Genomic DNA, 24,801 nt, shown 5'->3' on the forward strand with positions numbered 1-24,801 from the left:
CCGGCCCGGGTACTGCCGAAACACCGTGGCCGATACTCCGCAGCTGATCCTCGCTTCGGCCAGTCCGCGCCGGCTCGACCTGCTCGCACAGATCGGGGTCGTGCCCGACGCCGTGCGCCCCGCCGATATCGACGAGACCCCGCAGCATGCCGAACTGCCGCGCGACTATGCGCTGCGGATGGCGCGTGAAAAGGCGCTGGCGGCAGCAGATGACGGCGCACTCGTGCTGGCGGGCGACACGGTGGTCGCGGCCGGACGGCGCATCCTGCCCAAGACGGAGGACGAGGCCGAGGCGCGGCGTTGCCTTGCGCTGCTGTCGGGCCGCCGGCACCGGGTCCTGTCCGCCATTGCCCTGCGAGCGCCAGACGGCACCTTGCGCCACAAGCTCAGCGAAACGGCGGTGCGGTTCAAGCGCCTCTCCGATGCCGAAATCGATGGCTACATCGCCAGCGGTGAATGGCGCGGCAAGGCAGGCGGCTATGCCATCCAAGGCCGCGCGGCGGGGCTGATCGACTGGATCCAGGGCAGCTATTCCGGCGTGGTCGGCCTGCCGCTTTACGAATCGCGCATCCTCCTCGAAGCCGCGGGCTACCGGCTTGGCTGACCGGCCCCGGAACGAATGGCAGGTGGAGGAAGGGATCGGCGAGCATCGCGCGATCCTGTGCCGGGGCGGAGAGATCGTGGCGGCGCAGATCGACTGGCCGGGAAAACTCGCCGCCGGCCAGGTGGAGGACGCGGTCCTCGTCTCGCGCGCAAAGGGCAACAGCCGCGGCACCGCCCGCTTTGCAAGCGGTGAGGAAGCGCTGGTCGACCGCCTGCCCAAGGACGCGCGGGAAGGCGCCGCCATCCGGCTCGAAATCCATCGCCCTGCCTTTCGCGAGCACGGCCGCAGCAAGATGGCGCAGGCCCGCCCGAGATCCGCCGATCCCCGCCCTGCCCCGACGCTGGCCGAAGCCCTGCGCGCCGCCGGCCATGCCGTGCGCATCGTGCATCGCTTCACCGAAGGCGACTGGAACGCGCTTTGGCTCGACGCATGGCACGGCCGGACCGAATTTTCGGGCGGCGAACTCGCCTTTTTCCCGACGCCCGCGATGACGCTGGTCGATGTCGACGGCACGGTCGACCCGCGCAGCCTGGCGCTGGCGGCAGCAGAGGCGCTCGGCAGCGCCATCGCGCGCTTCGACCTTGCCGGCTCCATCGGGGTCGATTTTCCCACGCTCCAGGCCAAGGCCGACCGCAAGGCCGTGGACGAGCGGCTGGAAGGCGCCCTCGATGGCTGGCCGCACGAACGCACCGCAATGAACGGCTTCGGCTTCGTCCAGCTGGTCGCCCGGCTCGAGCGCGCCTCGCTCCTCCACCGCATCGCCGGCCGGCGCACGGCCGCTGCTGCCCGTGCGCTGCTGCGCCATGGCGAGGCGGTAGCGGAGCCGGGCGAATTGCTCCTGACCTGTCATCCGGGCGTCGGCGCGGCCCTGCGGGACGACTGGCTGGAAGAACTTGCCCGCCGCAGCGGACGTAGGGTGCGGATAGAGACGCGCGGCGACCTTGCGCTCGAAGCCGGATTTGCGCAGGCGGTGCAGCCATGACGCCTGCCGCTCCGCCACGACCCAAGCCCTGCCCGATGTGCAAGAAGCTCCGCAGCGAGGAATTCAGCCCCTTCTGCTCGGCGCGCTGCCGCGACCTCGACCTCGCCAAGTGGTTCGGCGAAGGCTATTCGATGCCCGGCGAACCGGCCAATCCGGACGACTTGGCGCGCGAGGATTAGGTCGCCCGGCGCCGCGATCGGGGCGCAGCGGGATTTACTCCGATTACCCCCCAAATAGCCCTTGCCATCGCCCCGCGCCTTCGCCATAGGCGGCGCTCACTCGCCCAGCCGCCCACCCGGGCCGCTGCCGGACGATATGCCCAAGTAGCTCAGTTGGTAGAGCATACGACTGAAAATCGTAGTGTCGGTGGTTCGATCCCGCCCTTGGGCACCATTTCCAAGAACTTGAGCCAGGTTAATCCCTACCTTTTGCCAGAGCGTTCGAATGCGGCGAGTTGCAAAATGCGCGACGAGCGGTAGAGCCTGCCCTACTTATCGTGATGGCATGGCCGCTTGCTGCGCCTCATTCCCCACGAACCACTAGGAATTTTCCGTGCAGAAACTGCTCATCATCGATGTTGGCACTCACAAGGCAGAGGAGGTACGCCTTTTCGCTGGCGATCCGTCATGGACGATCCGAAACCGACTTCGAATGGTCCGTGCGAAACGCTTAGCAGAGATCGCCGAAACTGATCGCCTGTCGCGGCAGTTCCGGTCCATTTTTGACTGCCGATACATTCTTATCGAGCCCGTTATGCATCGCGAACTCATCGACTTCGCAGGGAAGGAGCCCTGTCTCCTTTTGAACGGCGTGACGAGCTGTGATGCCGATGGCCCTGTCGACTTGTTAATGGCCGAAGACAGCCTCGGCAACTCGATCATCCCCACGAAACCCAATCTCACCGGCGAAAAGAAGACCACCTTCAATTTCAATTTTCCGCATCTTTACGAGTACCTTGTGGAAACATTCGCGGACCGCCAAATCGTGATCCGGATGAATGCGGAAGGCGTCGAAGGGCCGATCATCGACTATCTCGCGCATGCGAAGGTAAGGCCTGCTTTGTTGGCGGGTTCAATCGGCGACATTCGCAAATGTTTCGGTGAGGAAGCCTACGCTGCCGCGCAAGCGACAATGGAAAGGGCCGACATACCCTTCGTCTACCTGACATCGCACCCGCGCTATTGGGCAGACGGACTGCGTAAGATTATGGACATTCTCCGCTAATTTGATCAGCGGGACGATACCAGTTGTTCGAGAGCCAATTTGACCTCAGCATCTCCAGCTATTCTCGCAATGTGGGTTGTTGCATACAGTCGCGCCGTCTGCATGGCAGCAGAATCCCCCAAGAATGGAGCGATTGCCGCTGCAATGTCCGCCGGTTTGGCCGCATCGAATTCGAAATCTTCCGAGGGCGGCAGATAATGTCTCGTCCCCGAACGCCGATCAACTAGCGGCAAGCAACCATGCCATGCCGCTTCCAAGGGCGAAACAGCAGCCGGCTCACTGGTCGAGGGCAAAACGAAAATGTCGTGTTGCGAATAGAGTTGAGCCATTTCCAACTGCCTGAGTCCGCTGCGAAATGCGACCCTGGCACTCAGGTCCGCGTCGTTCACTGCGGTTTCAATTTCGCGCCGTAACTCGCGATCAGCCTCGGTCACCTCTTCGCCACAGAATGTAAGTGAGAAATCGTACGTAGATGCAAAGGGTGCCAGCGCCTCGATAAGTCGCTTGTGTCCCTTTCGCGACCGGTACTTAGCCACCATCAGGATACGCGGCGGACCCTCGGCGGTGATGATGCGCTGCTTGGCTGCCCTAACCATCGCAGCGGAATTTGTCGGTGCTCCAAACGGTAAGGTCCTGGCAAATCCCGGTCCTCGTTGCAGCGAATGCGGGTCAGGGATCCGCGCAGTTACGCAAGTGAAACCGGCCGCCCTTGACACCGTACGACGCAGCCGGGTGCTGCTGCGCGGCGGAGGTAGCGGGTCTTCTTGGTCATAGACCACGACGCGTCGACCCTGAATTTTTGCGATAAGTGCGGCAGTGCGACAGAACCAGCGAGACAGGCCGCGTACGACGACCACATCCGGATCGATCCGTGCCATTGTCGCCGCATATTCTCGAAGCGGAGGAGCCGAATAGAAATCCGGGTCAGCCCGATGCTTGAGCCGTCTGCCAAAGCTTGTCGACCAGCGAGATGGCTCAACAAGTTCCGGTTCTAGCAGGCTGTAATCTTCCGACCCGCCCTTGCGCTGTACATGAAGGAAGGCCTCTCGCCCTTGGTCTCGAAGAAGGCGAACCCAAGGTATCATGTTTGTGTGATACCTAGGCATGCAGAACAAAACTCTGCTCACGTCCCGGCGCCGTTGCGAATGATACCCTTGGGACCAAGAACCAACCAGTATTGGGCAGCATAGGCGAAGATGAGCGGTACTGTGTAGCACAGGGCAAAGAGCAGAGGCGTCATCTCGGCTTCAACAATCACCAAAGCCGCAAAGAATGAGGCCAGCACCCCCGCGTGTATGGCAGAGAGCAGGTTGGTACGCCCGCGGACCTGAAACACCGGGATGAACATGACTGTCGCAAGATAAAGCCCTTCGGCCAATAGCAACGCGCCCAGAACAGGCGCAGCATCCGCGAAGTCCGGACCGAGAACGAGTTCCACGATTAGATCGGCGAACAGCGCGAAGGTCGCAGCGCCGACCAGAAGAAATCCCAGCAAGGCCAGCGATGCCCCCCGAAGTTTCCGCACGGCGCCGGTGGAGGTTTCCGGACGCGCGAATGCCTTGACCGTATCGCTAAACAGCAGTTGTTTGAGGGTCTCGGTGACGCGACTCAGAATGGTTGTGCAGCGAAAGGCCGCGCCTACCAAGCCAGCGCCCGCCGCTCCCAGAAAACCACCCGCAGCCATGATCGCCAGATTCTTCCGACTGTTCGTAATAGTACTTAAGAGGCTAACAGCCAAACTCATTCTCGCTACCCGGCCGAAGGTAAGAGGAGGCGGATCAGCAGCCGGGGCAACCTTGCGAAAACGCAGATAGAAACGGGCCATCAATTGCAATTTCGCAAGCACCGCGACAACCGTGAAAGCATAGACATAATGCTCCAGCGGCGATTCGTATGCCCACAAAAGGAACGAGGTGGCGAGCAACAGGACGGCATTGAATATCAAATTTGCCGCCAAGACATCGAAACCGTCACGAAAGCGGAAAAACCCACGGGGCGTTCCGGTCACACCAAGGAGCAAACTGAGGGAGTAGACCATAGCCAGCACTTTATACCGTTCATCGAGGCCAGTCGCGGCCCCGAACAACTGCAAGCCGACGACGGCGAGAAGAAAGGCGGCCACAGCAGCCAAGAGGTCGAGCGCCAGGGTTTTCCGGCAGATTGCGCGCATGTCCGCTCCGTCCTCGGCAGCGAGCCGGCAGACGCTTTGCCACGTTTCCATCGTGCAGATCGTGGCGCACAGCGCGACGTACGCCTGGATTGCGACGAGAACACCGAAATCGGCTGCCCCCAGCCCGCGCGTATTCAAGGCAAGCGCGATCAGCGATGCGAAGGCTGCAATAACGCTCGCGCCGCCTAACGTGCCCGCGTTCGACAAGCGTCGCCGCTGCGAAACCAGAAGGTTGCGGATGCGAAGAATTGTTGCGGGTAAAACCATCGGATCAGGTCTGAAAAGTGTTGAAACGGATCATGTCGTCGGGGCACACACGGCCTTAGGGAATGCGCGGAAATTCGCAAACCATTCCCATCGAATCCGACATCCGGAACGCGTAGAAGGTTGATGACTGCCGAGCCGGGCCGTAAGGATGCCCGCATCGCTTTGCATCAGCCCGGACAGTCAGCTTTCCTCATGTACGCCATGCCCTCGACTTCTGAGCAGCCGCGATATGTCCCGACTGCTCGGCTCGCCGATGAAGCGCGGATGGCCCGGATAGCAGCAATAGCGATCGCGGCGCTCTTCGCCTTTCTGTATGTTCGGGGAATTTATTCTTTCCGCCCGCTTATCGAGTGGGAGGACCTTTATCGATACGTGGAGCGGTTTTCGCTCGATCCGTATTACGGAATGACTGTTCCACAAGAATTTCTGGATTACGCGACAACGGAATACGGATGGCAATTGATAGTGCGTGGCGCGTTCGATGCGGGCTTGGACTTCGAGGCAGTTTTTGCGCTGATCAGCATGATAGCCGTCGGGCTTTGCGCGCATGCCATTCTTCGCGTCACGAACCGCCCGGCGGTCCTCCTCTTGCTCCTCAACCCTGCACTGATCGACTTTTTCATATCACAGGTCCGCTCGGCATTGGCGGTGGCAATTGTCCTCAACTTCGCGCGTAAAAGCTTGCCTGTCGGCATCGCGGCTATCCTGCTTTCATCGGCCATCCATACCTCGATGATGTTGTTTATGATCCCCCTGTTCCTGAATGCGATGCGACTTCGCTCTTCGGCGGACAATCCGCGGAACACACCACCGGCCTGGTTCTGGCTGCTGGTGGCCGTAGCAATCGGCACGCTGCTAGCTTCATTCCAGACCCTTATCCTGGGCGCAATCGGTGACCGCCGCGCGTCTTACGCCGATACGGATCTCAGTGCGGGGCCATTACTCACACTCGCCTGGACGATGATCGGGATCGTCGGGGCTGTATTAACGCGACATCGCTCGACCTGGCCTGGAATGGCCGCATTTTTCATGCTCGCAATGTTCACCGTGTCGAGCATGTTCGGCCTATATTCTCACCGCTATGCAGCGTTTTTTATGCCATTGATGGCCATGTCCATCGGGGGGACTTTAACTCCAACCGCAAACCGCATGGCATTCTTCGGCGTCTATGCAGCCTTCAGTCTGGTTTATTTCAGCTTCTGGCTTTGAAGGGCCTGTTTTGCGATCTTTTGCTCATATCCTTCGCTCGGTCTGGCACCGGTTTCGCCCGAGGCTTATCGGACGAGTGGCACACGCGCGCAAACTCGGGGTGACTATCGGCAAGGGTTGCCGGATCTATATTACGCAGTGGGGCACCGAGCCGTTTCTCGTTTCGATTGGTGACAAGGTCACCGTGACCGACGGGGTGCGCTTCATAACCCACGATGGCACCACGTGGCTTTTTCACGACGCAGATGATTACCGTTATCAAAAATACGGGGCCATCTCGGTCGGCAACGAGGTATTCATCGGAACTGGCACGATAATCCTCCCGGGCGTGACGATCGGCGACCAATGCGTGATCGGCGCGGGCTCGGTCGTAACGCGCGATGTAGAATCCGGAATGGTTTACGCGGGCAATCCAGCGAAACAAGTTTCGACTTTCCAGGCTTTATCTGAAAAGATCGCCGCTACCTGCGTGTCGGACGGCGAGGTCGAAAATGCCGCAAATTATCGTGACAAGGTAATCTCGATGATGCGATCCGCCGAGCAGATGGGATCGGAATGAAGATCCTCGTCATAATGCCAAACTCTCTCGTCGGCGGCGCGGAGTCCATTGCCTTCAATCTCGCTTCCACTTTTCTGGACGCGGGGCACGAGGTCGTCACGCTGATTGTGAGCCGCGGTGAAGGTACGTTCTGGACGAAGCTGTCTAATCGCCAGCGTTTTTCGCTTATTGCGTCTGATGCAGCGGACGAAAAAACTGGCTTTCTTGATTTGCGTCGCACCATCCCCGCTGCTTCCCGCCACGGGCCATTCGATCTCGTCTATACCAGCCACGTTCACATGAATGCGCTAGCTTCGCTGGCAATCAGGGCCGGCCTGATCAAGGCCCATTTTCTCGTCAGCAGGGAATCGACGCGCATCTTCGATCGTTTCCGGGGCCTCAGGCTCGCGACCTACAAGTTGCTTTATCGCTGCTACGGCCGTCAGGATCTGCTGATTTGTCAGACGGAAGAAATGCGCGCATCCTTGCTGGAAAATGTGACACTCCCCCCCGGTGTGCCGATCGTGGTCATGCCCAACCCGGTCAACCATAGTCGGATCGAGCGCGCGCTCGAAACCCAAACAGGCAAAGCCATTTTACCTACGGGTCGATTCGAGATTGTATTTGCTGGTCGGCTCATCCCGCTGAAAAGGGTAGGGACAATCATCGAAGCACTCGCGATCATCCGCCATCGCGACTGGCACTTCACCATCCTCGGAGACGGTGAAATGCGAAGCGCGCTGGAAAGACAGGTCGCCTCGCTGGGTCTGACCGACAAGGTGACCTTTGCGGGTCAGGTCGCCAACCCCTACGCTTACTTCCAGCATGCGGATCTGGGCCTGATGACGTCGGAAATCGAAGGCTTTCCGAATGTCGTGCTGGAAATGATGGCCAGCGGAACGCGCCATGTCATCGCAACGCCCTGCACAAAAGCCATCCGGAACCTCGACGGGATCGAAATCCTGGAAGATCCGGCGGCGGAAAACCTGTCCGCTACGATTGATCGCGCTATCGAACACAAGCCCGACACATCAGCACGCTATCGGAAATTTATCGACCAGCATCACTCGTCGGAAGATTTCGTGCGAGGCATTCTCAAACAGCTCGACGAGGGCCTCACTCTCTGAGCTGCACGACGAAGTTCGCTCTAGCGCGGGGGACCGGCCAGAATCGAGACGGTATCGAGCACCACCGAATTGTCGCGTCGGTCGTCTTGCGGGCGAACCACCAGTTCCAGCCAGTTGAAACGGCAATCCGCTTTCGGGCGAACAAGTGGAATACTCGCCGTCGCGCTTCGCAGCTCGAGCGTCACCGAACTGTCGCCACCTTCAGCGCAGGATATTCGCGCGTATAGCGTCTGCCCATCACGGTTGTCCCAATCCTTGGCCCGAATGTTCAGCGTTGCAGCCGAATCAGGCAGGCCAACTAGCTGCCGCGCTGCGACCCCGCTTCCTCCCCCGAATGTCTGGATGCGCAAGGTGCCATCAGCGGGAAGTATGTCGGTCGACAGAGAATTCCCGAACTTGAGCTCCCAATCGAACGGCGGATCGCGAGGCGCGTGGTCGAAACCCGCATTATTAACCATTTCCCGCCGATCGAGATCGACGGAAAAGAGTTCTGTGTAAAGTGCGAGGGCCGTGTTGAACTCGCCTGCATCGGTGATCGCTGCCAGAAGCCTTCGGTCCAAAATCGGCTTGCCAACGTATCCGTCTTGGCTTCGCGCGATGCGTATCCGTGCAAGATTGGTCAGGGAGGGCGTCGGCGCTCCTGCTGAAGCCTCCCAGAAATCTTCCTCCCACGGCGGAGCATCTGCCAATAGATCCGCCACAAGCGTCACGGCTTGCTCGTAACCAAGCAACCCCATGAGCTGCGGCAGCATCGTTTCACGGATCTGCACGCTTCCCCGCATCGCATTGTCGATCGTCGAAAGCATGGCCTCGACATCTTCCTGCTCTGCGTATGCCAGTGAGAGAAGCAGGCCTGTTTTGGCGTCCCTACGGGAAACCCGCTCCGAAAGTTTCAGAAGGCGGAAGCTTTCCTCGTCCCGATTCTCGAGCTTCGCTACCACCGCCAAGGCACGCAGACCGTCTGGATTGAGGGGCTCAAGAAGGATGCCACGCCGCGTTTCAATTGCGATCGCCTTCCGCATTTCTTCGGATACAGTCTCGTCGGTCGGCTGTCCGATCGCCTCGCCGAGAGCGGGCGTCAGAATTGCGGCAGCACGCATGCCAACCGCCAATCCGCTATCGGACGGCGCATCGAGAGGAATGGTCTGACGGCGTTCGTTCAGCAAATCAAAGGTTGCGGGAATGGAAAAAATGCCCGCGCCCAACGCGGCAATCGTCACAAGCGCTTTCGTCAGTGTTGCCAGCACGATATTGTTCTCAAGACATCCGACCGGCAGGCGACGGCTCGTCAGCCTCCGAACCGTACGAATAGCCGTAACCATAATCGGTGCCGTATCCATAAGCGGAATTGCGCTGGTCGACCTTCGTTACGATAGCCCCCAAGAGCGGTGTCTTGGTGTGGCGAAGCCGGCGAATAGAATTCTCAATGGTGCGCAACTTGTATCGATTGGCTTCGATCGCGAGAATCACACCCTCGACCGATGTCGACAGCAGCGGCGCGTCGGCCAGGCCAAGGACCGGGGGGCTGTCGATCACAACGTGATCATACGTGCCCAGCAATTCACGCACCAGCTCAGTCATGCGCTGGCCGGAAAGGAGTTCCGCCGCATTTGGGGGCTGCGGGCCCGCGTGCATGATGGCGAGATTAGGCAACTCGGAGTCGAGGACCAGTTCGGCGATATTGCTCTGACCCGAAAGGTAATTGGATAGCCCGGCACCATTCTTCTCGTCGAAAAGCCCGGCAACCGAAGGGTTGCGCATATCGGCGTCCACCAGAATGGTGCGCTTGCCCGAACGCCCGAGTATCTGGGCGAGAGCGAGGGAAGAAATGCTCTTGCCCTCGTTCGGCCCGGTGCTCGTGAGCATGAAAGCGCGCGGGACACCATGGTCCGTGAGGAAGGAAAGGCTTGTCTTGACGGACAGATATGCCTCGGAAAACTCGGTTTTCCGGTCCTGTATTTCTTCTGCCAGAACGGCGCCGGTTGTTGTCGGGATACTGCCGAGGAGGGGCAGACCGAACAGACGGTCCACGTCCTGCGGGTCGCGTACACTCTGGTCCGCGAGGTTCAGGCCGACAACCACAAGCGCGCTTACAAGACCCCCCGCCACGAGCGAAAGCAGAAGGTTTAGTATGAGATTGGGGCTGGAAGGTCCGCCCGGGATTTCCGCCCTGTCCACAATGGCAATGTTGTTGCTACCGACACCGGCGACGCCGATCTCCTTGTATCGCTGCAGAAGTGCATCATAGAGTTCGCGGTTGGTGTCCACCTCGCGCTGATAAATGGTGTACTGGATTGAATCGCGACGCTGGGAGATAAGGTCGCCCTTCAAAGCTTCGACCCTCTGCCGCAACTCGCGCTCACGTGCGGCGGCCTGCCGAAATTCGCGCTGGGTGCCGGAATTTACACGCGCCTCCTCGGCCGAAATCGAACGATCGAGCGCGTCGAGCTGCGCCTTGATAGCTTGAGCGGCCGGATAGCCCGGTTCGAATTTCTGCAGCATCCGGGCGTATTCCGACGCCAGAGCGGCGCGCTGTTGGCGAAGTCCGTTGATTGCGGAATTGCCCAATAAATTGGCATTAGCCCCAGCCCCGGCGCGCAATTCACTTTCCGCTGCAATCCTCGCTCCAGTCGCGTCAGCGAGCTGGCTGTTGAGCGCTTCGAGATCGGCGCCTGCCAAGGTCTGCTCGGTACGTGTCGCGCCATCGGAACCTTCGCTTGTCGAAAGCTCGATTATTCGCTTGTCGGCGGCGTAATTGACGAGGTCACGCTCGGACTTCTCCAGTCGCTCGCGCAATGTCGCCAACTGATCTTCCAGAAAATCCCTAGCATCCTTCGTCGAACCGAACCGGCGATCGAGAGTCGCTTCGGTGAATTGCGCTGCGAAAGTGTCGGCGATCTTGGCGGACAAGGCCGCATCCGGACTTGTGTAAGTGACGTCAACAAGACTGGAACCGCGGATCGGATCGACCTCCATGTCGCGCTGCAATATGTCCGTCACCGTTTCGATGCGATCGTCGATCGAGGAATCCACCGTGTCGCCAAAACTGTCGCCGAGATCATATGCCTCAATGAAAGTCGCATCGCTCGCCAAGTTTAGAGTGCGAGCAACGCGCGTCGCCAACGAACGAGCTTCAAGCAACGAATACTGGGTTTGGTAGAATTCCAGACTGTTCCCCGCATCCTCCGACTCCAGGCCCTGCACGTTGGTCACGTTTTCCTGATCGCGGCTTATCTCGATGCGGGTCGATGCCGTGTATTGCGGGGTCATCAGGAGGGTCAGGATCAGCGCCAGCACAAAGAATGCGGTCATAATGGCCGCAATAAGCCATTTACGCCTCTTGGCCTCGCGCCAGTAGTGTTCGACGAGGTCAAACCTCAGCCAGCTTCCGCCTTGTCTGTTAGGCACGCCCTCGGCGACGAAAGCCTGATTTTCAGGAAGCTGATTCATGGATACTCCGGAGTAACCCAAACGCGCGAAATGCTTATCTGAAAAGGATAAGCAGCGGCGTGGTAATTAGCGAAGAAGATTGCGACAGGTCCCTGAAGAGTCGACGCTGCGGCGAATCCCCAACTATGACGACATCGTTGGAAAAGATTTCCGGATCGGCATAGGCGCCGGCGCGGATCGCGCCAAGATTGTAGAGACCAGCCATCCGCTGTCCGTCAACGGTCCGGAAAATAACCACATCTTCCAGATTGGCGTATTCGCCGACCCCGCCTGCGGTTGCCACCGCCCTTTGCAGGGTCATCTTGCCGATGACAGGATAAAGACCCGGTTTCGCCACCTGTCCGTCGACCGTCACAACTTGACTGACGGTTTCCGTCAAATTCACGGTCACCTGCGGATTGCGCACATAATTACCGCGCAATCTGCTTTCGATTTCGGCGGCCAGCAGGTCCGCAGTCAAGCCTGCAGCATCAATGCTGCCGACAAGGGGAACCGAAACCCTGCCGCTTGCATCGATCTGCAGTTGCTCACGCGAAAGCTCCGGGATGTCGAACACCTGCACCGATAGCTTGTCGAATGGCGCGAGCAGATATGGCCGCGTGGCGGAAACCTGGTCCGAACTGGTTGGCGGCGGGAGAGGCGCATTCTGCGTCAAAGGCAGATCGCCGTTGCTCAGTATGGCAGGAGTGCTCGAACAGGCCGCCAGCAGCGCACACGAAATAGAGACTAAAGCTTTTCTCATGTCATCCTTGTCGGGCTAAGCACCGCACACTCGCATGTAGACCAATTTTTCGGGGTGCGCCGGACTATGCGAAAGGCCCCTGCTCCCGCCGCTATTAACGAGGCCTTTCCGAAACCATGCCTCGATCGGTCCGGCGTCGGATCGCCCCGCCCCTACCCCGGTTGCATATGATAACCGCAAGCATGCTTGCAACCAACATCAGCGATGGCACCCGTAGTGGATACTCGAAAATTGAGGCGGCAAGGAGGATTGCGAGAGACAGCCACGCGAAGAGAGCCCCATCAATTTGGTCGCGCGTCTGGACTTGAAGCCGAAATTCACCAAAGCAGCGCCATCCTTGCACACCGAACCACCCGATCCCTGCCAGCAAGATTGCAATTCCCGCCAGTCCGCCTTCAATCACAAACTGAATTGGGTCGTTGTGGGCCTGGTTTACGTAGGCTGGTTGCAGAAGCTCTGTCGGTTCGATGACCTGATAGACCTGATAAAATGTGCCGAACCCGCTACCCGCAGGGAAATAAGCGACGGCGAGGTCCGCCAGATACGGGAGCAAGGCTGCACGCAAGCTCGTATCGAAACTGTCACCGGCAAAACGATCGAACGCCAGCGATCTGGAAGCCAGATAAGCCGCGATAGCGATCCCGGCGAAGCCGCCAAGAAAGAGCAAGGGCGCAAACCGCTGCCACCGGAGCGATTTTTTTCCCACCACCCCTCTGTTCGATGCCATGTTCGCAGACCTTTCAAGAAAGGACAGAAAAGCGATAGCCCCCGCCGCAATGCAGGCAAGAACGGCACCGTTACGCGAACCGGACAGCAGGATCATCGCGAAAGCGAACAGTATGAAGCCGACTGCCCCGACCTGCCGGAAGGTCGAGTTACTCCTGCCAACCGAAGGGCTGCCGAACAAACCGATCCAGGCGGCGAGGGGAAGAAGGGCAGCGAGGAAAATCGCGTTATGGTTGCGGTTGGCAAACAGCCCCACTGGAAGACCTTCGTTCGTGAGGCGATAGAAATATAGCGGGCCGTCGCGGGGGCCCAGCAATTGCCCCAGCGAAACAGCGGAAGTGGCAAGACCACCGGCGAGGAGCGTCCAGACGATTACTCGGCGTGGAATGGGCCGCGAAAGACTGCACAATGCGAGCGCCGCCAAGGGCACACCCAACGAAAGCAAAGCGTTCGTCGTTCGTGATGGCGATAACGTGAGAGGTCGCCACTGATCGGCCATGCCCGCCGCGGCCAATACCGACTGTTGCAGTTCCCGCCCGGGCAATGCCGTCGAAACAAAGGGCGGAAGTGGAACGAGCTGAGCCAGTGCCAGCACGAATATTGCCAAGACAAGCCAGAATGGAGCCCCGGCACTACGCCAGCTTCCGCTCTTCGCTTGCCAGAGCGCGAAGGCGAGGATCGCGAAAGAGATCGGACGCAGGAATATAAGCGACGTGATATCGGCACGGGAGCCTCCGCCCAGGAGAAAGGCAGCCACGCACAATAACAGAAGTGCCGCCAATTGCAGCCTTCCCGTCGTATCTCGCTTTGCGGTCATGATCGGCAGCGCTACAACGACCAATACACCAGGTCGTCCGGCCAATGCTCTTGGGGTTCGAGCGCCGACTTGACGTCAAGCAGCACTCCCTTGCCATCCAGTCGGCTAGGGAGGTCGACGCCGTCGGTCAGGAATTCCGCGTGATTGACGGCCAGGATCAGCGCATCGACCCCGCGAATTTCGTTAATCCCGACAAGTTCCAAGCCATATTCATGACGCGCTTCTTCGGGATCGACGTGCGGGTCATGGATCAGCACCTCGACACCGTATTCGCGTAACTCGGCGACGATGTCGGGAACTTTCGAGTTGCGCAGGTCGGGGACGTTTTCCTTGAAAGTGAGGCCCAGCAAACCGATGCGAGCGCCATTCACGGACTTGCCTTGCTGGATAAGCAATTTGATGGCCTTCCGCGCGACATAGGCGCCCATCTCGTCATTGATGCGCCGGCCAGCCAGAATCACGTCCGGATGATAACCGTGGCGCTCAGCTGCGCTAGTGAGGTAGTACGGGTCGACGCCGATACAGTGGCCGCCCACCAGCCCGGGTGTAAAGGGCAGGAAATTCCATTTGGTCTGCGCCGCTGCCAGTACATCCGTCGTGCGGATGCCCATCCGGTCGAAAATCAGCGAAATCTCGTTCATGAGCGCAATATTCAGATCGCGCTGAGTGTTTTCGATGACCTTGGCAGCCTCCGCGACCTTGATAGTCGGAGCCTTGTGCAAGCCGGCCTCGATGACTTCGCTATAGACCGCCACGATACGATCGAGCGTCGCCTCATCTTCGCCCGCGACGATTTTGGTAATCGTCTCCAGTCTGTGGACCTTGTCGCCCGGATTGATGCGCTCGGGCGAATAGCCGAGGAAGAAATCCCGACCCCGTACCAATCCAGATTCCTTCGCGAGCAGCGGACCGCAAACTTCGTCGGTTACACCGGGATACACCGTCGACTCGAATACCACGACGGAGCCTTCGGACAGCCTCGGCCCGATCAGCCGGCATGCGCTCGCAATCGGGCCGAGGTCGGGCCGTCGCTCCGCATCAATCGGGGTTGGAACCGTCACGATAAGGAAGGTCGCATCACGAAGACAATCGGGGTCGCTCGACAATTCGAGTCCTGCCGCGACAAGCCGGTCGTCTTCGATCTCTCCGGTCCAGTCGGTGCCGCTCTGGAGGCTTTGGACGCGCCGCTCGGAAACATCGAAACCCGTCACCTTGCCGAATTTCTCCGCAAGCGCGACCGCAACCGGCAGGCCCACGTAACCAAGGCCAAGGACCGCAATTCTTTCCGACATCGATAAGCCACCCTATTTCACAATCGGATGCGCCCTTAGCTACCGGCCCGACCGAAATCCACCCGGGATTGAGATTATCGGGCATTTGCACTCACAAGCCCAAAGCATTGCACACCTCGCGCGCCACGGCAGCGTCATCAAATTGCTTGACCGCGCGCTCTCGGGACCGTTTGCCCATGTTCTCCCGAGCTTTGGCGTCGTTACCAAGCATTTTCATCGCCAACGCCAAAGCGTCTGCGTCTCGCGCCGGAACAAGGATACCGTTCCGCCCATCTTCCACGGTCTCCCTGCAACCGGGCGTATCGGTGGTAATTATGGCACGGCCACACGCCATCGCCTCAAGTACGCTTCGCGGCGTGCCCTCGCGATAGGAAGGCAGCACGTAGACTGAGCAATCCTGCAGGTAAGGAAGAACATCGTTCGCCGAACCGCGATAGTCGATTGCGCCTGCCCCCACCCAGCCGGCAACCTCTTGCTCGCCGATCCCGTCGTGTTGCGGATCGAAGGGGCCGACGAGGATAATTGGCCAGTCTAAACCCTCGTCGCGCAAGGACTTCGCCGCAGCGGCATATTCCCTGACCCCCTTGGCGCCGAGCATCCGCGCAATCATGAGAAACCGTGGTTCAGAAGGTAGCGGTGCGGCGGCGAAGCGCGATATGTCTACGCCTGATCCATTGACCTTGACCGCCTTGTTCGCGTCGACCAGTGCGCCCGAGGCCGCGAAATCGCGAATATCGTCGGGGTTCTGGAATATGACCTTCTCGTTTGCCCTGGTGGCGGCACGGTACAGCCGCTTGGCGAAATGCCCGAGCAAACGCTGCTTGAACCCGCCATCTGCGGCAAATGCGTACCCCAAGCCGGTCACCATCGATGCGCTTTTCACGCCGAGCGAGCGGGCTGCAAGCGAACCCCAGATATTGGGTTTGATCGTGTAATTGACGACGTAGTCGGCGCCGATGCTACGCATCAGGCGGCGCAAGGCGCGGAAATACGCAAGGTCCGCCACGAGGCCCGTGCCGGTACGCTGGAGCGGAACATCATGCACCACTATGCCCAGATCCGACAATCCTGCCCACGTCTGCTCGTCCATCTGCGGTGCACTGGCATGAACCGCGTGACCGCGAGCCAGGAGTTCCTTGAGCAAGGGGCGTCGGAAATTGAGCAGCGACGCGGCAAGAGAGCCGTTTAAAAGAACGATCATTTAGTCAATTGCCGGGCGGGATTACCGACCCATACCTCCCCGGCGGGCACGTCTTTGGTTACGACTGCACCCATCCCCACAACCGCCCCGCGGCCGATGCGCAGTGGCTTGTCAGGCGTACCCTGGCGCAGGATCGCACCTGTACCGATATAGGCATGATCCTCGATATGGACGTTGCCGTTGCATTTGACGCCGGGCGCAAATGTGACGAAATTGCCGATCTGGCAGTCGTGGGCCACATAGGAGTATATGTTGCAATGGAAGTGTGACCCGATCGTCGCGTCGCAGGTCACGTGCGAAAATGGCGAGAAGATGCCACCGTTTCCGATCGCGACCGAATTTCCGATGACTGCATTTGGGGCAACAAGAGTGATGAAGCCGACATCTGCGTCTGCCACCTTTTCGACCAACCGTGCACGCACTTGGCTGTCTGCGATGGCAAGAGCGACCAGCTTTTCTTCCGGCAGCATGGCAAAATCTTCGAAATTGAACACCCGGATACCAGACACCATCGCCGCTGCTGGTGTGTCTTCGATGAACGCGATCTGATTGTCCGCGTGTCCGGTCAGCCGTGCCAGAGACAAGACTTCGCGACCAAAGCCGCTGGCGCCATAGATGCCGAGAATGGTCATGGCTGCTTTCCCAGATGTTCCCTACGCGCATCGTTTTTCGTGCCAGTGAACCGGGACATAGTAGCCTCCCCCTCAGAAGAAATATCGTCTCGCCGAAGCACCTTGAGCGCGGTCAGAGCCAATATTCTCATATCGAGGCCGAAAGACTGCCGCTCGACATAATCGACATCCAGCCGGAACTTTTCGTCCCAGCCGATCGCATTTCGGCCATTCACCTGGGCCCAGCCCGTTATTCCCGGCCGCACTTCGTGCCGCCTCGCCTGTTCGGCCGTGTATAGGGGCAGGTATTCCATCAGGAGCGGTCGCGGGCCGACAAAGCTCATCTCTCCCCTCACGACGTTCCAGAGTTCCGGCAATTCGTCGATACTCGTCGATCGAAGGAAGCGACCGAAGTCCGTAAGCCGTTCGGCATCCGGCAGTAATCGGCCGTCCGCGTCCCTGGCATCGGTCATCGTCCGGAACTTGATCATTTCGAAAGGTCGACCACACAGGCCGGGCCGCTCTTGCCGGAAAAGTACCGGCCTGCCGAGAAGGATTGCCACCAAGACTGCTGCGCCCAACCAGACAGGTGTCAGCAGGACCAGCAGCAGAAGGGCAAGGAAAAGGTCGAGCACGCGTTTCATGTCAGATTTGCGCATAAGGTGGCGGTCCGATGGGCGCAACCGTATCGGATTGGCGCAGGGTGGACTTGCCCCGGGATGTCGCTAAGAGCGCGAGCGCCCCCTTCCCATACGGTCCCGGACCATGACAACCTTTCCCACTTGGCCAAGCTATACGGAACGAGAAGTCGATGCCGTTGCAGAGACATTGCGCTCGAACCGCGTAAATTACTGGACAGGCACGGAAACCCGCGAGTTCGAGCGGGAATTCGCCGCAGCGACGGACAGTCGCTACGCTGTCGCTCTTGCGAACGGAACGCTTGCGCTCGACCTCGCGCTGAAAGCTCTGGATATCGGGCCGGGCGACGAGGTCATCGTCACGCCGCGCAGCTTCATCGCTTCCGTCAGCAGCGTGGTCTCACTTGGCGCAAAACCGGTCTTCGCCGATGTCGATCGGGACAGCGGTAACCTGAGCGCCGATACCATAGCCGCGTGCATCACCGATCGAACCCGCGCAGTCATTCCGGTCCATCTGGCAGGCTGGCCTTGCGACATGCATGCCCTCCTGTCCCTGTGCGCCCCCCTCGACATCGCCATCATAGAAGACTGTGCTCAGGCGCACGGCGCGGCGATCGGCGGCAAGTCGGTCGGGAGCTTCGGTACGGTCGGGGCATGGTCCTTCTGCCAGGACAAGATCATGACGACGGGCGGCGAAGGGGGGATGGTCACCACCGACGACGAGGGACTGTGGCGGCGCATGTGGTCTTACAAGGATCACGGCAAGAGTTGGGACGCTGTGTATGAGCGTGATCATGCGCCTGGCTTTCGCTGGCTCCACGAAGATTTCGGTACGAACTGGCGTATGATGGAAATGCAGGGTGTAATCGGCAGAATACAGCTGGGCTTGCTGGATGGCTGGTCTGCCCGTCGCCGCGAAATCGCCGGTGCGTATCGCGCCATGTTGCAGCCTTTCGCTGATGTCGTTCGCGCACCATGGCCCGACAACCCGTTCCGGCATGCCGCGTATCGGTTTTACGCCTACGTCAGGCCGGATGGCCTGGCCGTCGGATGGTCTCGCGACCGTATTGTTGCAGAGGTGAGCGCCCTCGGCTTGCCGCTGCTTCATGGCACCTGTTCGGAAATCTATCTGGAGAAGGCGTTCGAAGGCACGGGCTTGGCGCCGGAACTGCGCTTGCCCAATGCTCGGGAATTGGGCGAAACCAGCCTGATGTTTCTCACCCACCCGACGCTCGAAGAGACGCATGTCTCTGCCATTTGCGACGGCGTCGCCCGGATACTAGCCCGCGCTTCGAAATAAGCTCGCCCATCGACACGGATTGCATTCTCATGACCAAGGTTCTCGTTACCGGAACAGCCGGCTTCATTGGCTTTCACCTGGCTCAACACCTTCTTGACGAGGGATACGAGGTAGTCGGCTTCGACGGCATGACCGACTATTACGACGTCCGCATCAAGGAACGACGGCACCAGATGCTGCTGCAGAACGAGAAATTCACCTGCCAAATCGGCATGCTCGAAGATCTTGAGGGGCTACGGCAACTGGCGACCCAAGCGAGACCCGACGTCATCGTCCATCTGGCTGCTCAAGCGGGCGTCCGTTACAGCCTCGAGAACCCCCGCGCCTATGTGGATGCCAACCTCATCGGCACATTTAACGTGATGGAAATCGCTCGCGAACTGGGCGTCGACCATCTGCTCATGGCGTCGACCAGCAGCGTCTATGGCGCGAATGACGAAATGCCTTTCGATGAGCGCGAAAAGTGCGACACGCCGCTGACCTTTTACGCCGCCACGAAGAAGGCGAACGAGGCAATGGCACACAGCTACGCGCATTTATGGAACCTGCCGGTCACCATGTTTCGCTTCTTCACGGTTTACGGTCCGTGGGGACGCCCGGACATGGCATTGTTCAAATTCACTAAGGGAATCCTCGAGGGCACCCCGATCGACATCTACAATCACGGGGAAATGTACCGCGACTTCACCTACGTCACCGATCTGGTTCGCGGTATCCGGCTGTTGATCGACGCGGTACCGCAGCGTCCGGAGGACAAGGGCGAAATCGCCGACTATGACAGTCTTTCGCCGGCAGCCCCCTTCCGCGTCGTCAACATCGGCAACTCCGACAAGGTCCGTCTCATGGATTTCGTGGAAGCGATCGAGGCGGAGTGCGGCGGCGAGGCGAAGAAGAATTTCATGGAAATGCAGATGGGCGATGTCCCTGCGACCTGGGCCGATGCCACTCTCCTGCACGAATTGACGGGCTATCGTCCGCAAACCGATGTCAAGGAGGGCATTCGCAGGTTTGTTGCGTGGTATCGGGATTACTATCAGGTCTGACCGTATTGTAGAGAGGGCAAAACGCAGAACGAACAACGCATTCAGGCTCGCTTAAACCGAGATTTGCGAAAAGGTGGGCATGAAAAGACATTTCGCTATTTTCGCAGTCGCAGTTGCCTTGTCGGCATCGGGTGTCTATGCCCAGTCCGCGTCGTTCTGGGAAATTGGCCCGGTTATAAACGGCCGCAGCTATTCACCCGGAATGCCTCGCACGATGAGCGATGGCAGCCGAGGTCCGACATTCCAGTTTCCGACTTCGGAGCGGGAAGGTCACGTCCACTACGTCACTCGCGCAGTCGGTTCTTTGTCGGAAACACGACGCATCACGTTGCGCTACCGGATTGATGCTGGTCAGGGTGCCCGGTTCATCCCTCACGAGCGTCCGGAAGAGACTGCCTTGTTGAGCATGTATTTTCAGCGACGGGGCGACACCTGGCAGGCGGATCGCGCATACGGCGATTATCGCTGGTATGCAGCAGATCCGGTTTCGTTGCGGCCCGGGACTCACACAGTGACTGTGGACATGAGGGCGGATGATTGGATCCCTGTCTCGCGAAGCGGCAGCGACGACTTCGCTACAGCAAAGGCGATGGCGGGCCGTGCGGGGTTCACCTTTGGATGGCGCGGCGGCCGCGGGCACGGCGTTTATGCGACAGCCCCGGCGCAATTCACCTTGCTCAGCTTCGAAATCGATTGATCAAGCCTCGCGATTTCCAACATCATCGTCGCGACGGTGTTGGAAATCCGGGACGAGTTCCTTGAGCAAGCGAAGTGCCTGATCGCGGTCGCGGCAGGATCGCAACTGATCGAGAATTGCGTCCAAGCTCGCCCAATCGATATAATCCTCGGTAGCCATCATAACACGCTCATGCGAAGTGCGTTGCGGCGAATTGCCGATCAGCAGCTCTTCGTAAAGCTTCTCGCCCGGACGCAGGCCGACTTCGACGATTTCGATATCGCCGTCCGGCCTTTCATCATCGCGCACCGTCAGGCCCGAAAGGCGCACCATGGAGCGCGCCAGGTTCTCGATGCGAACCGGCTTGCCCATGTCGAGCACGAAGACTTCCCCGCCCTTCGCCATGCCGCCTGCCTGGATGACCAGGTTCGCGGCCTCCGGAATGGTCATGAAATAGCGCGTGATATCGCGGTGGGTCAGGGTGATCGGCCCGCCCTCGCGAATCTGGCGGTCGAACAGCGGGACGACCGAGCCGCTTGAGCCGAGCACGTTGCCGAAGCGCACCATCGAAAACCGCGTCGCGTCCTGCCGCGCCGCGAAGGCCTGCACCACCTGTTCCGCCGCGCGTTTGGAGGCGCCCATCACGTTGGTCGGGCGCACCGCCTTGTCGGTGCTGATGAGGATGAAATCGGAAACCCCTGCATCCACCGCCGCGCGTGCCAGTTGGTGGGTGCCAAGGATGTTGTTGGCGATCCCTTCCAGCGGGTTCGCCTCGATCAGCGGCACGTGCTTGTAGGCCGCTGCATGGAAGACGGTTTCTATGCCGTAGCGGGCGAAGACTTCGGCCAGCTTCGCACCGTCCTGGACCGACCCCAGCACCGGCACGATCTCGCACTCCGCACTCGCGGGGGACGCACGCAGCTCCCGCTCGATCCGGTAAAGCGCATATTCCGACAGTTCGAACAGGACGAGGCGCGAGGCGCCGATCGCGAGGATCTGGCGGCACAATTCGCTGCCGATCGAACCGCCCGCGCCGGTGACCAGCACGCAGCGGCCACGCACGTTGCGCGACAGCAGGTTCTCGTCCGGCACCACCGGGTCGCGGCCGAGCAAATCTTCGATCGCCAGCGGACGGATATCGTCGATCGATACCTTGCCGTCGATAATGTCCTTCGCACTCGGCAGGGTCTGCACGTTTACCGACAAATCGGTCAGGCGCTGGGCGATCTTCGCCCGGCGCCGCCGGCTGGCGGTAGGGATGGCGAGCAACACGTCGTCGACTGCCAGCCGCCCGACGACATCGTCCAGGTCGTCGCTCGCGTACACGGGGAGGCCGTCGAGACGCTGGCCAGACAGGCGGTTGTCGTCGTCGATGAAACCGACGACGTTCCGGTCGGGTTCGACCCTCAGTTGCCCCGCCAATTGCTGTCCCGCAATGCCCGCACCGTAGATCAGTGCCCGGCGTGACGATCCGCGGTAGAGGCCGCGGCGCAGCACGTCGGTGACGAGATAGCGGATGAAGATGCGCACCCCGCCAACCAGCACGAAGTAGATGATCGGCTGCAGCACGCCCAGCGTTCGCGGCACCGTCTTGATCCCGACGACCGTGAAAACGAAGAACGTGAGAAAGCCGTAGAGGATGAAACCCCGCGCGAGCGTCGCCAGCATCCCGACCCCGGCGAAGCGGAAGATCGTGCGATAGATCCCGCACACATAAAACGCGGCCGGCGCGATCAGCAGCGACGTCAGCACCATGATCTGGACCGGGCCGGGCCAGATGGCCCATTGGTCCATGCGCAGGGAATAGGCGATCCATGTCGCCACCACGAGCATGACCACGTCGAGCGCGACGACGATCAGCTGCTTGGTCAGCCGCGAAAGGGTGCTGAGGCTGGCGACCGTCCGCAACACCGCCTGCGCGATGGCATTCTCGCCGCGGGCGGCGGCCCGTGTCAGCTGGTCTTGGTCCATATGTCCTTGCGCCGTCTGGAGGCCAAATCCTTCAGGCGGCCCTCCCGCCTTAAATCGCGCCGCTCGATACGCGCCTGCGCAAGCGAGGGCAACCGCCGCAAGCGCTTGCGGGGGCGGACTGATCTTTTGTTAATTCAGGAAAAGCCTATCGCCGCGGCAACGCTTCGCCGATACCGCCGAAGTGGAGCGCCTTGATCTCCACGTATTCCTCCACCCCGTACTTGCTGCCTTCGCGCCCGAAGCCGGATTCCTTCACGCCGCCGAAGGGCGCAAGTTCGGTGGAGACGCTGGGCGCGTTGATGCCGACCATGCCGTATTCCAGCGCTTCCGCCACCCGCCAGATGCGGCCGATGTCGCGGCTGTAGAAATAGGCGGCGAGACCGACGGCGGTGTCGTTCGCGATCTTCACCGCCTCCTCGTCGCTCGAGAAGCGGAAAACAGGCGCGATGGGCCCGAAGATTTCCTCTTCTGCCAGCCGCATGTCGGTGGTGGCGCCGTCGATAATGCCGGGGCGGTAGAACCAGCCGTCCCTGCCCTCCATCCGGCCACCGCCGATCAGTTTGCCGCCCTTGGAGGTCGCATCCTCCACCAGCTCCTCGACCTTGTGGACCGCGGCCTCTTCCACCAGCGGGCCGATCTCCATGTCGTCGTCCAGCCCGTCGCCGACCTTCAGCGCGGCCACCGCGTCGCGGAACTTCGCCATGAATTCGTCATAGATACCATCCTGCACCATCACCCGGTTGGCGCACACGCAGGTCTGGCCCGCATTGCGGAACTTGCATGCGATCGCGCCTTCGACGGCCGCATCGATATCGGCATCGTCGAACACGATGAAAGGCGCATTGCCACCCAGCTCCATCGACAGCTTCTTCAGCGTGGAGGCGGACTGTTCGGCCAGGATCTTGCCGACCTTGGTGGATCCGGTGAAGCTGAGCTTGCGCACGGTGGAGGACTTGCACAGCTCTTCCCCCACGGCGGCCGCGTCGTTGCTGGTCAGGGTGACGAAGGCATCTTCGGGCACGCCCGCCTCGTGCGCCAGCTTCATCACCGCCAGCGCGCACAGGGGCGTAAGGGCGGCGGGCTTCACCACCACGGTGCAGCCGGCGGCCAGCGCGGGGCTGATCTTGCGGGTGATCATGGCGATGGGGAAGTTCCAGGGGGTGATAGCCGCGACCACGCCGACCGCCTGCTTGATCACCACCATCCGCTTGTCGGTATCATGGCTGGGGATATGGTCGCCGTAGATCCGCTTGGCCTCTTCCCCGAACCATTCGACGAAGCTGGCGCCGTATTCCACCTCGCCGCGGCTCTCGGTAAGGACCTTGCCTTGTTCCAGCGTCATGAGCCGGGCGAGGTCTTCCTTGCGCGCCATGATGGCTTCGAACCAGGCGCGCAGGATATCGGCGCGCTCCTTCACGTTGCGATCGCGCCAGTCCGGCAGGGCGGCCTCTGCCCGGCCGATCGCGTCGCGGACGTCGTCGGCCTTGCAATCCTTCACATAGGCGAGATGCGACAGGTCGGAAGGGTTGGTCACCTCCACCCCTTCGCCGGTCAGGAAATCCTTCAACAGGTCGTGGGCGGGCAGGTCAGTGGCTTCCATGATGTTCTCCGAAGGGTGTTTCGGAAGACACAGCGCGCGGGCGCGGACAGCGTTCCTAAAGCTCGCCGATCCAGAACTGCATCGTGTGGTCGGTCGGCCGTTCGTGGCCGATCTCCTTCCACTCGAATGTCGTGACGAGGCCCTTGAGCGGCCGATAGCCCCGCTTGCCCCAAAATTCGTCCTGCGCGCGGTAATCGTCGGGGCGGCGCCGGCCCTTGCGCAGCACGGCGCAAAAGGCGGCCCGGTCGGCGCCGCATCGCCGTGCGTGCTCTTCCCTCAGGTCGAAGAAGCGGTGGCCGACCCCCTGCCCGCGATATTCGGGCAGCAGCACGCTTTCGCCGAAATAGAACAGCGTCGCGGTCTCGATCCCGCGGTCGGCGAAGGGTTCGCGCACTTCGGCAGCCTGCGCCCACATCGGCGAAGCGGTGGCCGCGCCCACGATCTCGCGCCCGTCGAAAGCAGCGACCAGCGCCGAGTCGGGTGCATTGGAGAAGTCGGCAAGATAGCGCCGCTCGTGATCCGCATCGCCGTCGTAACAATATGGATATTCACGGAATACGGCGATGCGTAGCCTGGCGAGGTCAGGCATGCGGGCGGCGATTTCCACCCCCGT

General features: G+C 60.3%; 23 protein-coding genes and 1 tRNA gene. 11 read left to right on the forward strand and 13 right to left on the reverse strand.

The genetic code is table 11. The annotated features are described in order from the left end of the window. The first annotated feature begins 25 nt into the window (after positions 1–25). From VCJ71_RS05970 to VCJ71_RS05990, 5 genes are all read left to right on the forward strand, one after another. Positions 26–604 (forward strand): Maf family protein, encoded by a 579-nt coding sequence (locus VCJ71_RS05970; RefSeq protein WP_324639781.1) that lies wholly within the window; start codon positions 26–28, stop codon positions 602–604. Further along, positions 597–1,586 (forward strand): Rne/Rng family ribonuclease, encoded by a 990-nt coding sequence (locus tag VCJ71_RS05975; RefSeq protein WP_324639782.1) that lies wholly within the window; start codon positions 597–599, stop codon positions 1,584–1,586. The genes VCJ71_RS05970 and VCJ71_RS05975 overlap by 8 nt, the downstream gene beginning before the upstream one ends. Before the next feature lie 35 nt (positions 1,587–1,621). Continuing rightward, positions 1,622–1,765, forward strand: coding sequence for a DNA gyrase inhibitor YacG (locus VCJ71_RS05980; RefSeq protein WP_324639783.1), 144 nt, complete (start codon positions 1,622–1,624; stop codon positions 1,763–1,765). A 138-nt stretch (positions 1,766–1,903) separates the two neighbouring features. After that, positions 1,904–1,979: transfer RNA gene (locus tag VCJ71_RS05985), tRNA-Phe, on the forward strand. 159 nt (positions 1,980–2,138) lie between these two features. Continuing rightward, a complete protein-coding gene (locus VCJ71_RS05990) occupies positions 2,139–2,810 on the forward strand; it encodes a hypothetical protein (RefSeq protein ID WP_324639784.1) in 672 nt (223 codons plus the stop codon). 5 nt (positions 2,811–2,815) lie between these two features. Here the strand turns inward: VCJ71_RS05990 and VCJ71_RS05995 are convergent, their stop codons facing one another. Both VCJ71_RS05995 and VCJ71_RS06000 read right to left on the reverse strand, forming a co-directional pair. Then, on the reverse strand, positions 2,816–3,688 hold the full coding sequence (locus VCJ71_RS05995) for a glycosyltransferase (RefSeq protein WP_324639785.1): 873 nt from the start codon (positions 3,686–3,688) through the stop codon (positions 2,816–2,818). A 245-nt stretch (positions 3,689–3,933) separates the two neighbouring features. After that, entirely contained in the window at positions 3,934–5,247 is a 1,314-nt protein-coding gene (locus VCJ71_RS06000) for a lipopolysaccharide biosynthesis protein (protein WP_324639786.1), read from the reverse strand. Between the two features lie 123 nt (positions 5,248–5,370). Here VCJ71_RS06000 and VCJ71_RS06005 point away from each other — a divergent pair, with 123 nt between their 5' ends. From VCJ71_RS06005 to VCJ71_RS06015, 3 genes are all read left to right on the forward strand, one after another. After that, positions 5,371–6,456, forward strand: coding sequence for an EpsG family protein (locus VCJ71_RS06005; RefSeq protein WP_324639787.1), 1,086 nt, complete (start codon positions 5,371–5,373; stop codon positions 6,454–6,456). Positions 6,457–6,556: 100 nt separating this feature from the next. Further along, complete coding sequence (locus VCJ71_RS06010) at positions 6,557–7,015, forward strand: acyltransferase (RefSeq protein WP_324639788.1); 459 nt, start codon at positions 6,557–6,559, stop codon at positions 7,013–7,015. Further along, on the forward strand, positions 7,012–8,121 hold the full coding sequence (locus VCJ71_RS06015) for a glycosyltransferase (RefSeq protein ID WP_324639789.1): 1,110 nt from the start codon (positions 7,012–7,014) through the stop codon (positions 8,119–8,121). Before VCJ71_RS06010 ends, VCJ71_RS06015 begins: the two co-directional genes overlap by 4 nt. A gap of 20 nt (positions 8,122–8,141) precedes the next feature. Here VCJ71_RS06015 and VCJ71_RS06020 read toward each other — a convergent pair whose 3' ends face one another. From VCJ71_RS06020 to VCJ71_RS06055, 8 genes are all read right to left on the reverse strand, one after another. Then, on the reverse strand, positions 8,142–9,368 hold the full coding sequence (locus tag VCJ71_RS06020; RefSeq protein WP_324639790.1) for a hypothetical protein: 1,227 nt from the start codon (positions 9,366–9,368) through the stop codon (positions 8,142–8,144). Between the two features lie 10 nt (positions 9,369–9,378). Beyond that, on the reverse strand, positions 9,379–11,571 hold the full coding sequence (locus VCJ71_RS06025; RefSeq protein ID WP_324639791.1) for a GumC family protein: 2,193 nt from the start codon (positions 11,569–11,571) through the stop codon (positions 9,379–9,381). Between the two features lie 34 nt (positions 11,572–11,605). After that, positions 11,606–12,313 (reverse strand): polysaccharide biosynthesis/export family protein, encoded by a 708-nt coding sequence (locus VCJ71_RS06030; RefSeq protein WP_324639792.1) that lies wholly within the window; start codon positions 12,311–12,313, stop codon positions 11,606–11,608. Between the two features lie 94 nt (positions 12,314–12,407). After that, complete coding sequence (locus tag VCJ71_RS06035) at positions 12,408–13,856, reverse strand: O-antigen ligase family protein (protein WP_324639793.1); 1,449 nt, start codon at positions 13,854–13,856, stop codon at positions 12,408–12,410. Between the two features lie 11 nt (positions 13,857–13,867). Then, positions 13,868–15,148: a nucleotide sugar dehydrogenase gene (locus VCJ71_RS06040; protein WP_324639794.1), complete on the reverse strand. Its 1,281-nt coding sequence runs from the start codon at positions 15,146–15,148 to the stop codon at positions 13,868–13,870. 91 nt (positions 15,149–15,239) lie between these two features. Then, the gene (locus VCJ71_RS06045) at positions 15,240–16,349 is read right to left on the reverse strand and encodes a glycosyltransferase family 4 protein (protein ID WP_324639795.1); all 1,110 of its coding nucleotides are present in this window, start codon (positions 16,347–16,349) and stop codon (positions 15,240–15,242) included. Then, positions 16,346–16,981 (reverse strand): acetyltransferase, encoded by a 636-nt coding sequence (locus VCJ71_RS06050; protein ID WP_324639796.1) that lies wholly within the window; start codon positions 16,979–16,981, stop codon positions 16,346–16,348. The genes VCJ71_RS06045 and VCJ71_RS06050 overlap by 4 nt, the downstream gene beginning before the upstream one ends. Then, positions 16,978–17,604, reverse strand: a complete 627-nt coding sequence (locus tag VCJ71_RS06055) for a sugar transferase (protein WP_324639797.1) — start codon at positions 17,602–17,604, stop codon at positions 16,978–16,980. The genes VCJ71_RS06050 and VCJ71_RS06055 overlap by 4 nt, the downstream gene beginning before the upstream one ends. Positions 17,605–17,725: 121 nt before the next feature. Between VCJ71_RS06055 and VCJ71_RS06060 the strand changes: the two genes are divergently transcribed. The 3 genes from VCJ71_RS06060 to VCJ71_RS06070 all read left to right on the forward strand — a co-directional run bounded on the left by VCJ71_RS06060 (position 17,726) and on the right by VCJ71_RS06070 (position 20,638). Next, positions 17,726–18,898: a DegT/DnrJ/EryC1/StrS family aminotransferase gene (locus VCJ71_RS06060; RefSeq protein ID WP_324639798.1), complete on the forward strand. Its 1,173-nt coding sequence runs from the start codon at positions 17,726–17,728 to the stop codon at positions 18,896–18,898. Between the two features lie 29 nt (positions 18,899–18,927). Then, positions 18,928–19,941 carry a GDP-mannose 4,6-dehydratase gene (locus tag VCJ71_RS06065; protein WP_324639799.1) on the forward strand — a complete coding sequence of 338 codons (1,014 nt, stop codon included), beginning with the start codon at positions 18,928–18,930 and terminating at the stop codon, positions 19,939–19,941. Between the two features lie 79 nt (positions 19,942–20,020). Next, positions 20,021–20,638: a hypothetical protein gene (locus VCJ71_RS06070; RefSeq protein ID WP_324639800.1), complete on the forward strand. Its 618-nt coding sequence runs from the start codon at positions 20,021–20,023 to the stop codon at positions 20,636–20,638. On the opposite strand, the gene VCJ71_RS06075 is transcribed toward VCJ71_RS06070, so the two are convergent. The 3 genes from VCJ71_RS06075 to VCJ71_RS06085 all read right to left on the reverse strand — a co-directional run bounded on the left by VCJ71_RS06075 (position 20,639) and on the right by VCJ71_RS06085 (position 24,777). Continuing rightward, the gene (locus VCJ71_RS06075; protein WP_324639801.1) at positions 20,639–22,588 is read right to left on the reverse strand and encodes a polysaccharide biosynthesis protein; all 1,950 of its coding nucleotides are present in this window, start codon (positions 22,586–22,588) and stop codon (positions 20,639–20,641) included. A 145-nt stretch (positions 22,589–22,733) separates the two neighbouring features. Then, positions 22,734–24,188: an NAD-dependent succinate-semialdehyde dehydrogenase gene (locus VCJ71_RS06080; RefSeq protein ID WP_324639802.1), complete on the reverse strand. Its 1,455-nt coding sequence runs from the start codon at positions 24,186–24,188 to the stop codon at positions 22,734–22,736. Between the two features lie 55 nt (positions 24,189–24,243). Further along, positions 24,244–24,777, reverse strand: coding sequence for a GNAT family N-acetyltransferase (locus VCJ71_RS06085; protein WP_324639803.1), 534 nt, complete (start codon positions 24,775–24,777; stop codon positions 24,244–24,246). Between the last annotated feature and the right edge of the window lie 24 nt (positions 24,778–24,801).

This window comes from Pseudoblastomonas aquimaris (assembly GCF_035481675.1).
Lineage (GTDB): Bacteria > Pseudomonadota > Alphaproteobacteria > Sphingomonadales > Sphingomonadaceae > Alteriqipengyuania_B.

Excerpts from the sequence above, each read along its gene's own strand:
- VCJ71_RS05980 (WP_324639783.1), top strand. The coding sequence starts at position 1,622 with ATGTGCAAGAAGCTCCGCAGCGAGGAATTCAGCCCCTTCTGCTCGGCG.
- VCJ71_RS05995 (WP_324639785.1), bottom strand. The coding sequence starts at position 3,688 with ATGGCACGGATCGATCCGGATGTGGTCGTCGTACGCGGCCTGTCTCGC.
- VCJ71_RS06000 (WP_324639786.1), bottom strand. The coding sequence starts at position 5,247 with ATGGTTTTACCCGCAACAATTCTTCGCATCCGCAACCTTCTGGTTTCG.
- VCJ71_RS06005 (WP_324639787.1), top strand. The coding sequence starts at position 5,371 with ATGACTGCCGAGCCGGGCCGTAAGGATGCCCGCATCGCTTTGCATCAG.
- VCJ71_RS06015 (WP_324639789.1), top strand. The coding sequence starts at position 7,012 with ATGAAGATCCTCGTCATAATGCCAAACTCTCTCGTCGGCGGCGCGGAG.
- VCJ71_RS06025 (WP_324639791.1), bottom strand. The coding sequence starts at position 11,571 with ATGAATCAGCTTCCTGAAAATCAGGCTTTCGTCGCCGAGGGCGTGCCT.
- VCJ71_RS06030 (WP_324639792.1), bottom strand. The coding sequence starts at position 12,313 with ATGAGAAAAGCTTTAGTCTCTATTTCGTGTGCGCTGCTGGCGGCCTGT.
- VCJ71_RS06035 (WP_324639793.1), bottom strand. The coding sequence starts at position 13,856 with ATGACCGCAAAGCGAGATACGACGGGAAGGCTGCAATTGGCGGCACTT.
- VCJ71_RS06040 (WP_324639794.1), bottom strand. The coding sequence starts at position 15,148 with ATGTCGGAAAGAATTGCGGTCCTTGGCCTTGGTTACGTGGGCCTGCCG.
- VCJ71_RS06045 (WP_324639795.1), bottom strand. The coding sequence starts at position 16,349 with ATGATCGTTCTTTTAAACGGCTCTCTTGCCGCGTCGCTGCTCAATTTC.
- VCJ71_RS06050 (WP_324639796.1), bottom strand. The coding sequence starts at position 16,981 with ATGACCATTCTCGGCATCTATGGCGCCAGCGGCTTTGGTCGCGAAGTC.
- VCJ71_RS06055 (WP_324639797.1), bottom strand. The coding sequence starts at position 17,604 with ATGAAACGCGTGCTCGACCTTTTCCTTGCCCTTCTGCTGCTGGTCCTG.
- VCJ71_RS06060 (WP_324639798.1), top strand. The coding sequence starts at position 17,726 with ATGACAACCTTTCCCACTTGGCCAAGCTATACGGAACGAGAAGTCGAT.
- VCJ71_RS06065 (WP_324639799.1), top strand. The coding sequence starts at position 18,928 with ATGACCAAGGTTCTCGTTACCGGAACAGCCGGCTTCATTGGCTTTCAC.
- VCJ71_RS06070 (WP_324639800.1), top strand. The coding sequence starts at position 20,021 with ATGAAAAGACATTTCGCTATTTTCGCAGTCGCAGTTGCCTTGTCGGCA.
- VCJ71_RS06075 (WP_324639801.1), bottom strand. The coding sequence starts at position 22,588 with ATGGACCAAGACCAGCTGACACGGGCCGCCGCCCGCGGCGAGAATGCC.
- VCJ71_RS06080 (WP_324639802.1), bottom strand. The coding sequence starts at position 24,188 with ATGGAAGCCACTGACCTGCCCGCCCACGACCTGTTGAAGGATTTCCTG.
- VCJ71_RS06085 (WP_324639803.1), bottom strand. The coding sequence starts at position 24,777 with ATGCCTGACCTCGCCAGGCTACGCATCGCCGTATTCCGTGAATATCCA.